Genomic DNA, 10,060 nt, shown 5'->3' with positions numbered 1-10,060 from the left:
GACCGCCGCCACCCCGAGGGCTGCGCCCAGCGCGTGCGCCCCCGCGTCGCCCAGCATCGTGCGCTCCCCCAGGTCGTCCGCCAGCACGGCCGCCGCCACCGGCGCAGCCGCCCGGGCGCCCACCACCCCGCCCAAGGCGATCACCGCCTTCGCCGCCCGCCCCGGCCGAACATCGACCAGGTTGACCATATGCGCCGTCCCCGCGATCACCACCCCCGCCAGCACCTTGTCCAGCGGGCGCCTCTCCATCACCGCGCCCGCCGCCAAGCCTGCCGCCCCGATCCCGAACAACTTCACCGCCCCCGAGGTCACCTCGCCCCGGCGCAGCGCCCCGAGGTGCGCGCGGAAGCCCCGCTGCCCGGCCGAGCCACGCTGGTCGTCGTACGCGCCGCTGGCGGCGGCCATCGCTGTCACCACGGCGCCGGCCGCCCGCACCCGGGCCGGCGCACCGGGCGCCAGAGCTGTTCCCACGGCCGCGCCGGCCGCCGCGGCGAGCCCGCCGTACAGCTCCAACTGCCGCCCCGCGTAGTTCTTCCGCGCCCACCAGGCCGTCCCGCCCGGCGCGCTGTGCCGCAGCGCTGCGAACGCCGCTCGGGTCACCGCTGCCGCTGCCGCCGACTGCCTGATCATCCGGACACCCTAACGCCCGGGTACGTAAGAGGAATTCGTCCGGCAAAAGGGGTATAACCGGAGAGTTCTCCGCCTGCCTTGAAGGTAGCGGATAACTCTCCGGTTATGCAACCGTTGCCTGGGCTTCGGCCCCTCAGCGCCCCTCGCGGGCCGCCGCCAGCAGCTCCTCCGCGTGGGCCCGTCCGAGTTCGGAGTCCTCCAGCCCGGCCAGCATCCGCGAGAGTTCGCGTACGCGCTCGTCGCCCTCGAGGACCTTGACGCCGCTGCGGGTCACGCTTCCGTCGTTGGTCTTCTCGACCAGGAGTTGCCGGTCGGCGAAGGCGGCGACCTGCGGCAGGTGCGTGACGACGACGACCTGCGCGGTGCGCGCCAGGCGGGCCAGACGGCGGCCGACCTCGACGGCGGCCTTGCCGCCGACACCGGCGTCGACCTCGTCGAAGAGGTAGGTCGGCACCGGGTCGGACCCCGCGAAGACCACCTCGACCGCGAGCATCACCCGCGACAGCTCACCGCCCGAGGCGCCCTTGGCGATCGGCCGGGCGGGGGCACCCGGGTGAGGGGCGAGCTGCAGCTCGACCTCGTCGGCGCCCGTCGCGCCGAACGCCACCAGGCGCCCGCCGACCTCGATGCCCTCGGCGTCGTCCGCTTGCCGGATCGCGACGCTCACCCTTGCGTGCGGCATCGCCAGCTCAGCCAGCTCGGTCGTCACCGCCTGGCCGAACCGCTCGGCGGCCTCCGTACGGGCATCGGTCAGCGCCTGCGCGAGGTCGCCCAGCTCGCCGCGGAGGGCGTCGCGCTCGGCCGCCAGCTCGGCGATACGGTCGTCGTCGCCCTCCAGCTCACCGAGCCGGGCGGTGCTGTCCTCCGCCCAGGCCAGAACCTCGTTGATGTCCCCGCCGTACTTTCGGGTCAGATGCGCCAGCACCGACCGCCGTTCCTCGACCGCAGCCAGCCGCAGCGGATCGGCGTCCAGGTTGTCCGCGTAGCCCGCCAGCTCACCCGCCACGTCGCCCAGCAGGATGCCGATCTCGCCGAGCCGTTCCGCCAGCGCGGCCAGTGCCGGGTCGTGGGACCGTACGGCGTCCAGCGCCCGCTGCGCGCCCGCGACCAGGGCGCCGGCGTCGACGCCCTCAGGGTCCTCCGGGTTGCCGGCCATGGCGGCGTGGGCGATCGCGGCGGCCGAGGCCAGCGCCTCGGCGTGCCCGAGCCGTTCCGCCTCCGCGGCCAGCTCGACGTCCTCGCCCGCCACCGGCTCGGCGGCCGCTACCTCCTCCAGCCCGAAGCGCAGCAGGTCGGCCTCCTGGGCCCGCTCCCGGGCCCGGGTGGTCAGCTCGTCCAGCTCGGCGGCGACCTCCCGCAGCCGCCGGTAGGCGGCCCCGTACTTCGCCAGCGGCACGGCCACCGCGTCGCCCGCGTACCGGTCCAGCGCCTCGCGCTGCCGGGCGGGCCGTAGCAGTCCCTGCTGGTCGGTCTGGCCGTGCACGGCGACCAGCTCGTCCGCCAGCTCGCCCAGCAGCCCGACCGGCACGGCGCGGCCACCCACGAATGCCCGGGACCGCCCTTCCGCCGAGACCGTACGGCTGATGAGCAGCGCGCCGTCGTCCAGCTCGGCGCCCGCCTCTTCGGCGCGCACCGCGACCGCGGAGTCCGCCGGCAGGGAGATCCGCCCCTCCACCGACGCCGACTTCGAGCCGATCCGCACCAAAGCGGGATCGGCTCGGCCGCCGAGCAGCAGGCCGAGGCTGGTGACGACCATGGTCTTGCCCGCGCCGGTCTCGCCAGTCACCGCCGTGAAGCCGGGTGACAGCTCCACCACGGCGTCCTCGATGACTCCCAGCGACCGGATCCGCATCTCCTCCAACACGGATACGACCATACGAGGTTTACGACCCCCCGCGCGACGGACCTCCCCGACTGGTCAGTCACAGGTCAGTGCGGCGTCATGGCGACGTCAGTGCGGCGCGCCCCGCCATCCCGCCACCGGCAGGGCGAACTTCGCCACCAGACGGTCCGTGAACGACGCGTGATGCAGCCGTGCCAACCGCACCGGCACCGCGCCCCTGCGCACCTCGACCCGCGCGCCGGCCGGCAGTTCCACCGTCCGCCGCCCGTCGCACCACAGCACGCCGTGCGGGGTCTGCGGCTGCACCTCCACCGCCAGCACCGACCTCGGCGAGGTCACCAGCGGCTTGGCGAAGAGCGCGTGCGCGCTGATCGGCACCATCAGCAGCGCCTCGACCTCCGGCCACACCACAGGCCCGCCCGCCGAGAAGGCGTACGCCGTCGACCCGGTCGGGGTCGCGCAGACCACGCCGTCCCCGCCGAACCGCGAGACCGGACGGCCGTCGACCTCCGTCACGACCTCGATCATGCGCTCGCGCGCCTGCTTCTCGACCGAGGCCTCGTTGAGCGCCCAGTCCACATGCACGATGTGGCCGTCGTTGCGCACGAGGACGTCGATCGTCATGCGCTCCTCGACCTCGTACTCCTTGGTGGCGACCCGGTCGACGACCTTGTCCAGGTCGTCCCGCTCCGCCTCCGCGAGGAAGCCGACCCGGCCGAGGTTGACTCCGAGCATCGGCACCCCGGACGCCCGGGCGAACTCCGCGCCGCGCAGCAGCGTGCCGTCGCCGCCCAGCACGATGATCAGCTCGCAGCCCTCGACGGACGCCGGGCCGACCTCCTGCACCGTCTCGACCGTGAGGTCGCCCGGCAGCGACATGTCCGCCGCCTCGTCGGCAAGTACGCGCACGCCGATGCCGCAACGCGTCAGGCCGCGCACGACCCGCTCGGCACTGCGGATCGCCGCCGGGCGCCCGGTGTGCGCCAGCAGGAACACGGTGCGTAGCTCTTGCGTATCCGTATCGCTCAACGGGGTCCCTCCGCCACAGCACGGTCGACATCCGCCGGGTCAAGCTCTGGCGCCCCGGCGCGCAGCCACAGAAAGTACTCCACATTGCCCGACGGCCCCGGCAACGGGCTCGCCGTCACACCCAGCACGCCAAGCCCCAACCCGGCCGCCTGTCTCGCGACATTCCGTACGGCATCGGCACGCAACTGCGTACTCCGAACGACACCACCACTCCCCAGCCGCTCCTTCCCTACCTCGAACTGCGGCTTGACCATCAGCACCAGGTCCGCGTCCGGCGCGGCACAGCGGACCAGGGCCGGCAGTACGAGTCCCAGCGGGATGAAGGACAGGTCGCCGACAATGATGTCCACCGGCTCGTTGTCGATCTGCTCCAACGTCAACTCGCGCACGTTAGTACGGTCCTTGACGGTGACGCGTTCATCACTCTGCAGCGACCACGCGAGCTGCCCGTAGCCGACGTCCACCGCCACGACCCGCGTGGCCCCGTTGCGCAGCAGTACGTCCGTGAAGCCGCCGGTCGAAGCCCCCGCGTCCAGCGCCCGCCGGCCCTCCACCCGCAAACCCTCGGGAACGAACGCCGCCAGCGCCCCGGCGAGCTTGTGCCCACCGCGGGACACGTACTCCGGGTCGGCGTCGTCCTTCACGACCACCACGGCCGCGCTGGTCTCCACCTGCGTGGCCGCCTTCGTCGCCGTCGCCCCGCCGACCGTCACGCGGCCGGCCGCGATCAGCGTGCTCGCGTGCTCGCGCGAGCGGGCGAGATTCCGGCGCACCAGCTCGGCGTCGAGTCGGCGTCGTGCCACTGCCACGTGCGGTTCAGCTCCTGTTGTCGTCGAGTGCGGTGAGCGCGTCGCGCAGCCCACGGTGTACATCCTCGTACACCTCGATATGGTCCTCCGTCGGCAGTATGTCCGCGTCACCCAGCCTCGTGAGCAGCGCGTCCACCTCCGGGTGCCCCGTAGCCTGCACCGCTACCCCCAGCGGCGCCGGTTCCGGGACCCCACCGGCCGCATCGTCCGCCCCGGGTCCGGGTCGCTCGGCAAGCGCCTCCGCGACGGTCGCCCCCTCAGCCTGTCCGCCCCACACCGGCTCACTCACCGTCCGCCTCCGGCGTCCGCGGGACCGGGCCGGGCGCCTTCTTGGCGGGGGCGGCCTTCTTGGCGGGGGTGGCCTTCTTCGCTGCTGGTGCCTTCTTGGCGGGGGCGGCCGTCTTGGCAGGGGCGGCCCTCTCGGCCGGGGCGGCCTTCTTCGCCGGGGCCGCCTTCTTCGCCGGGGCCGCCTTCTTCGCAGCCGGTGCCTTCTTGGCAGGGGCGGCCTTCTTCGCCGGGGGGGTCTTCTTCGCGGCCGGTGCCTTCTTCGCAGGGGCGGCCTTCTTCGCCGGGGGGGTCTTCTTCGCGGCCGGTGCCTTCTTCGCAGGGGCGGCCTTCTCAGCCTGGGCGGTCTTCTTCGCGGGGGCCGCCTTCTTGGCAGGCACAGCCCTCTTGGGGGCGGCGGTGGTCCCGGCTTCGGCAGCGGTGGGCGGTGCGGGGGCGGCCTTCTTGGGCGGCGCCGCGTTCTTCGTCGGAGCCGGGGCCGGAGCGGGGTGAGCCGGGGCCGGGGCAGGCGCCGGGGCCGGCGCGGCTGCCGGAGGAGCCTCGGGCTCGTCTGCGTGGGCTTCGTCGCGCTCCAGATTGCGTACGCGGCGCTCGAGCGCTTCGAGGACGACACCGACCTTGGTGACCTCGTCGGCGAGGCGGCCGACACGGGACATGGTCTTCTCGACCTCTTCCCGTACGAGCCCGAGCAGGAGATCCCGGTTGGCCCGACCGGAGGCGATGAGATCGTCGGCGAAGGCCTGGGCCTGACGCTGGAGGTCGTCGACGTCTATTCCGGTCTGGTCGATCAGATCCTTCGCCGCGGCGGTCGCCCGCCGCCGCGTGGCCTCAGTCAGACCGCCCGCGATCTGCAGGCATGTGCGCAGCGCGTCCCGCATGTTCACACTCCTCGCTTGTGAAGCTACCGTCCCTGACGCTACCGCCTACCGTGCCATCTCCGGTTGTCAGTGCCCTGCGGTACGGTCGGATCCGATCACTCAGCACCCGGACAGGAGACGCACCACCGATGGCGACCATCGAGGAGTGCCGCAGCGCGCTCGACCAGCTGTCGGAGAATCTCGCGAAGGCCGAGGGCGACTTCCGCAGCGCCGCCGCAATGGACCGCTCCCTGAGCTGCCACATCACCGACCTCGACATCACCTTCGTCGGACGGCTCACCGACGGCCACATCAGGAACGTGACCACCGTCCACGGCCCGCCGCCCACCAGGGCCGAGATCCGCCTCACCATGGCCGGCGACGACCTGGTCTCCCTGGTCAACGGCGAGCTGCACTTTGCGCGGGCCTGGGGCAGCGGCCGCGTCAAGCTGGAGGCGGGCCTGCGCGATCTGCTGCGCCTGCGCAAGCTGCTCTAGACCGGGGAGGACGGCCCTGACCGTCCACCCGGCGCCGACCCGGTGGTCCTGCTGCACGGGACGCCCCCCTGGTCATCCGACGAAACCGGCCAGGCCGCCTTCTTCCGATCACTACCCTTACCCGGTTTGTGGGCAGGCGTTCCGCAGTGGCGAGCGAAGCGATATGGGGGTACCTCCCAGACGGAGTCCGGGGGTGGGGGCACCTCCCAAAGGAAGCTTTGGGGGAGGCGGGCACAAACCGACCACGGACCTGCACCTGACATCGAGACCCGGGGGTCCAGGGGCTTGCCCCCTGGTTTCGGGAAGGGGCGGGGTGGCGGAAGAAAGCCGCCTACAGCCCCAGCCGGGCCAGCGCCTTATCCGCGCCCAGCCCGCACGACCCCTCCCCCGCCGCAGTCCACGCGGCAGCGCAAAGCGCCCGCAGCCCATCCATCGGCTCGCCGCCCTCCCCCTCCAGCACCAGCGCGCTCTCCCCCGCCGAAGCCTTCCATCCCCCGCACGCAAAGCCGTCCCCGGCCACCGCCACCTCCGGCTGCCGCTCCAGCAGCCCCCGCAGGTCGGCGTCCACATAGGTCGGCCGATACTTCGGCTCCGCCTTCAACAGCAGCGCGGCGTCCGTCACCCCGGTCAGCACCAGCAGCGAGTCGACGCCGCCCCCGTTCGCGCCCTCGATGTCCGTGTCGAGGCGGTCGCCGACCACCAGGGGCCGCTTCGCCCCCGTCCGGATCACCGTCTCGCGGTGCATCGGCGGCTGCGGCTTGCCCGCGATCTGCGGCTCGGCGCCCGTGGCGATCCGTACGACCTCCACCAGCGCGCCGTTGCCCGGCGCGGTGCCGCGCGCGGTCGGGATCGTCAGATCCGTGTTGGACGCGAACCACGGCACCCCGCGATTCACGGCGTACGAGGCCTCCGCGAGCTGCGTCCACCCCACCTGCGGCGAATAGCCCTGCACCACCGCCGCCGGGTCGTCGTCCGCCGACGACACCGGCTCCAGCCCGCGCTCCCGCAGCGCCTCCAGCAGCCCGTCCCCGCCGACGGCCAGCACCCGCGCCCCCTGCGGGACCTGGTCGGCGATCAGCCGGGCCACGGCCTGCGCCGAGGTGATCACGTCCCCCGCCTCGGCCGGCACCCCGAGCTCGGTGAGGTGCCCGGCGACCGCCTGCGGCGTGCGGGCGGCGTTGTTGGTGACGTAGGCGAGGTGCATGCCGTGCTCACGCGCCGTGCCGAGCGACTCGACTGCGTGCGCGATGGCGTCACCGCCCGCGTACACGACCCCGTCGAGGTCGAGCAGCGCGGTGTCGTACGCCGTGTCCAGGGTCTGCTCGCTGGAAGCCGGTACGGTGCGGGTGGTCATAAACGGCTCGCTCCTCGTGTGGTGGTGGCTTGTTCCCATCATCCCGGGCCCGTGCAACCCGCGTAACATGCCCTGATGAGCACTTACGGACCCGCCACCGGCGGCCTGCGCCTGGCGCCGTTCCGCGGGCTCCGTTACGTTCCCGAGCGCGTCGGCAGCCTCGCCGCCGTCACCTCGCCACCGTACGACGTCGTGGTCCGGCCCGGCGGCCAGCGCGAGCTGGAGACCGCCGACCCGCACAACGTCGTACGCCTCATCCTCCCCAACGAGCCCGACCCTGCCGCCCGCCACCGCCAGGCCGCCTGGGCGCTCTTCCAGTGGCAGGAGGAGGGCGTCCTCGCCGCCGACCGCGAGCCCGCCCTCTACGTCTACGAGCAGCGCGACTGCGACCTCGTCCAGCGAGGCCTGATCGGCGCCCTGCGCCTCACCCGCCCCGAGGAGCGCGTCGTCCTCCCGCACGAGGATGTCATGCCCGGCCCGGTCGCCGACCGCGCCTCGCTGATGCGCGCGACCGCAGCCAACCTGGAGCCGCTGCTCCTCACGTACGAGGGCGGGGGCGCCGCCGCGGAGATCATCGACCGTACGGCGCAGGAACGCGAACCCCTCCTGGAGACCACGACCGAGGACGGCATCCGGCACCGCCTGTGGGCTCTCACCGATCCCGCCGAGATCGCCACCGTCGACGCCGACCTCGCCCGTCACCAGGCTCTCATCGCCGACGGCCACCATCGCTGGGCCACCTACCTGCGCCTCCAGGAGGAGCAGAACGGCCCCAGCCCCTGGGACTACGGCCTGGTCCTGCTCGTCGACAGCGCCCGCTACCCGCTCAGGGTCCGCGCCATCCACCGTGTGCTCCCGCGCCTGTCCGCCGAGGACGCCGTCCGCGCCGCCCGGGGCGCCTTCCGGGTCCAGGAGACCAAAGGGCCCCTGGAGCACGCGCTCGGGGCCCTGACAGCGGCCTCCACCGCGGGCAACGCCTTCCTCCTCACCGGCGGTGAAGGCCGTTTCCACCTCCTGGACCGCCCCGACCCGCGGCTCCTCGACGAAGCTGTCCCGCACGACCGCCCCGAGGCCTGGCGCCGGCTCGACGCCACCGTCCTGCACTGCCTGCTGCTCGACCACGTCTGGCAGGTCCCCGACGCCCCCGACCACATCCAGTACATCCACGACACCCAGGCCGCCGTCGACCAGGCCGCCCGGTTCGGCGGCACGGCTGTGCTGATGCATCCCGTACGCGAGGACGTCGTACGAGAACTAGCACGGCAGGGCGTCACGATGCCGCGCAAGTCGACCTCCTTCGGCCCGAAACCGGCCACGGGACTGGTGCTGCGCAGCCTCGACCTGGAATGACCTGCAAGGACCTGGAAACGACGAAGGGCGGCCCCCGCGATGCGGGCGCCGCCCTTCGTCATTCACTCAGCTCTTGCACTCAGCTCTCGTCGTCGCTCTTCTGCGGCTCCTTGAACGGGTCGTCCAGGAACGTCGACGGCTCGGCCTCATCGGTGATGTCGACCTCGGTCTCGACCTCCGCCTTTGTCTCGACCTCCGCCTTTGTCTCGGCCTCGGGCTCGGCCTCGGACTCGGGCTCCTCGGGGGTCTCGTCCTCCGGGACGACGTCCACGAACTCGACTCCGTCCAGCTGTGCCAGCCGGTCGGAAGCGTCCGTCGTGCCGTTCTGGTCGGCCTCCAGCGCCTTCGCGAACCAGTCGCGCGCCTCGCCCTCGCGGCCGACCGCCAGCAACGCGTCCGCGTAGGCGTAGCGCAGCCGCGCCGTCCACGGGTGCACCGCGCTCGACGCCAGCTCCGAACTCTGCAGGGTCACCACGGCGGCCTCGGCCTGGCCCATGTCCTGCCGCGCGCCGGCAGCGACCAGGCGCATCTCCACCTGACCGGCCCGGTCCAGCTTCTGCACCTCCGGCGCGCCGGCCATCTCCAGCGCCCGCTCCGGACGGCCCAGACCACGCTCGCAGTCCGCCATCACCGGCCACAGGTCGACCGTGCCGGTCATCCGCCGGGTCGCCCGGAACTCCGCGATCGCCTCCGCATACCGCTCGGTCGCGTACGAAGCGAAGCCGGCCGCCTCCCGGACCGCCGCCACGCGCGACGCCAGCCGCAGCGCCACCCGCGAGTACGCGTACGCCCGCTCCGGGTCCTCGTCCAGCAGCTGCGCCACCATCACCAGGTTCCGCGCCACATCGTCCGCGAGCCCCTTCGGCAGGCTCATCAGCTCCTGCCGCACGCTCGGGTCGATCTCCTGGCCCGTGACCTCGTCCGGAATCGGCAGCCGCTTGACCGGCTCCCGCTCCTCCCGACGGTCATCCCGCCCACGGTTCTCGAACCGTCCCCGCCCCTGCACCGACGGCCGCCGGTCGCCACTGCGGGGACGGTCGTCCCGGGGGAAGCTGCCACGCTCGTCCTCACGACGCGGCCCACGCGGTCGATCGTCGCGTCGGTCGTCCCTGGGACGGTCGAAGCTACGCGGACGCTCATCGCGACGGTCGTCACGGCGGGGGCCGCCACGCTCGTCCTCACGACGCGGCCCACGCGGACGGTCATCACGACGGTCGTCGCGCGGGCGGTCAAAGCTGCGGGGACGCTCGTCACGACGGTCGTCGCGGCGGAAGCCACCGCGGTCGTCCTCACGACGCGGCCCACGCGGACGGTCATCACGCCGGTCGTCCCTGGGACGATCGAAGCTACGCGGACGCTCGTCACGACGGTCATCACGGGGACGGTCAAAAGTCCGGGGACGCTCG

At 73.0% G+C, this 10,060-nt stretch carries 10 protein-coding genes and 1 pseudogene; 2 read left to right on the top strand and 9 right to left on the bottom strand.

Features of this window, described 5'->3' with window-relative positions; translation table 11 throughout:
- The 6 genes from EFK10_RS14555 to EFK10_RS48655 all read right to left on the bottom strand — a co-directional run.
- A partial coding sequence (locus EFK10_RS14555; RefSeq protein ID WP_127356115.1) for a hypothetical protein occupies positions 1 to 630 on the bottom strand: 630 nt, incomplete at its 3' end.
- A gap of 133 nt (positions 631 to 763) precedes the next feature.
- Entirely contained in the window at positions 764 to 2,506 is a 1,743-nt protein-coding gene (recN, locus tag EFK10_RS14550; RefSeq protein ID WP_164835997.1) for a DNA repair protein RecN, read from the bottom strand.
- Positions 2,507 to 2,581: 75 nt separating this feature from the next.
- Positions 2,582 to 3,502, bottom strand: a complete 921-nt coding sequence (locus EFK10_RS14545) for an NAD kinase (protein WP_240677218.1) — start codon at positions 3,500 to 3,502, stop codon at positions 2,582 to 2,584.
- Positions 3,499 to 4,305 (bottom strand): TlyA family RNA methyltransferase, encoded by an 807-nt coding sequence (locus EFK10_RS14540; protein ID WP_127356117.1) that lies wholly within the window; start codon positions 4,303 to 4,305, stop codon positions 3,499 to 3,501. The genes EFK10_RS14545 and EFK10_RS14540 overlap by 4 nt, the downstream gene beginning before the upstream one ends.
- 13 nt (positions 4,306 to 4,318) lie before the next feature.
- Complete coding sequence (locus tag EFK10_RS14535) at positions 4,319 to 4,588, bottom strand: hypothetical protein (RefSeq protein ID WP_407647077.1); 270 nt, start codon at positions 4,586 to 4,588, stop codon at positions 4,319 to 4,321.
- A 4-nt stretch (positions 4,589 to 4,592) separates the two neighbouring features.
- Positions 4,593 to 5,474 (bottom strand): histone, encoded by an 882-nt coding sequence (locus EFK10_RS48655; protein ID WP_206305455.1) that lies wholly within the window; start codon positions 5,472 to 5,474, stop codon positions 4,593 to 4,595.
- A gap of 128 nt (positions 5,475 to 5,602) precedes the next feature.
- Here EFK10_RS48655 and EFK10_RS14525 point away from each other — a divergent pair, with 128 nt between their 5' ends.
- Positions 5,603 to 5,950, top strand: coding sequence for a sterol-binding protein (locus tag EFK10_RS14525; protein ID WP_127356113.1), 348 nt, complete (start codon positions 5,603 to 5,605; stop codon positions 5,948 to 5,950).
- A gap of 331 nt (positions 5,951 to 6,281) precedes the next feature.
- On the opposite strand, the gene EFK10_RS14520 is transcribed toward EFK10_RS14525, so the two are convergent.
- A complete protein-coding gene (locus EFK10_RS14520) occupies positions 6,282 to 7,304 on the bottom strand; it encodes an HAD-IIA family hydrolase (protein WP_127356112.1) in 1,023 nt (340 codons plus the stop codon).
- A 75-nt stretch (positions 7,305 to 7,379) separates the two neighbouring features.
- Between EFK10_RS14520 and EFK10_RS14515 the strand changes: the two genes are divergently transcribed.
- The gene (locus tag EFK10_RS14515) at positions 7,380 to 8,654 is read left to right on the top strand and encodes a DUF1015 family protein (RefSeq protein ID WP_127356111.1); all 1,275 of its coding nucleotides are present in this window, start codon (positions 7,380 to 7,382) and stop codon (positions 8,652 to 8,654) included.
- Between the two features lie 79 nt (positions 8,655 to 8,733).
- Here EFK10_RS14515 and EFK10_RS14510 read toward each other — a convergent pair whose 3' ends face one another.
- Positions 8,734 to 9,588, bottom strand: coding sequence for a tetratricopeptide repeat protein (locus EFK10_RS14510; RefSeq protein WP_127356116.1), 855 nt, complete (start codon positions 9,586 to 9,588; stop codon positions 8,734 to 8,736).
- Positions 9,528 to 10,060, bottom strand: a pseudogene (locus EFK10_RS48650) (hypothetical protein); the annotation flags it as partial. The gene EFK10_RS14510 and the pseudogene EFK10_RS48650, both read right to left, overlap by 61 nt.

It is taken from the genome of Streptomyces soli (assembly GCF_003999195.1).
GTDB classification, from domain to species: domain Bacteria; phylum Actinomycetota; class Actinomycetes; order Streptomycetales; family Streptomycetaceae; genus Actinacidiphila; species Actinacidiphila soli.
This window is presented reverse-complemented; position numbering and strand designations above follow the sequence as displayed.

Bases quoted from the DNA above. Each gene is read 5' to 3' on its own strand.
- recN (WP_164835997.1), bottom strand. From the start codon at position 2,506: ATGGTCGTATCCGTGTTGGAGGAGATGCGGATCCGGTCGCTGGGAGTC.
- EFK10_RS48655 (WP_206305455.1), bottom strand. From the start codon at position 5,474: ATGCGGGACGCGCTGCGCACATGCCTGCAGATCGCGGGCGGTCTGACT.
- EFK10_RS14525 (WP_127356113.1), top strand. From the start codon at position 5,603: ATGGCGACCATCGAGGAGTGCCGCAGCGCGCTCGACCAGCTGTCGGAG.
- EFK10_RS14520 (WP_127356112.1), bottom strand. From the start codon at position 7,304: ATGACCACCCGCACCGTACCGGCTTCCAGCGAGCAGACCCTGGACACG.
- EFK10_RS14515 (WP_127356111.1), top strand. From the start codon at position 7,380: ATGAGCACTTACGGACCCGCCACCGGCGGCCTGCGCCTGGCGCCGTTC.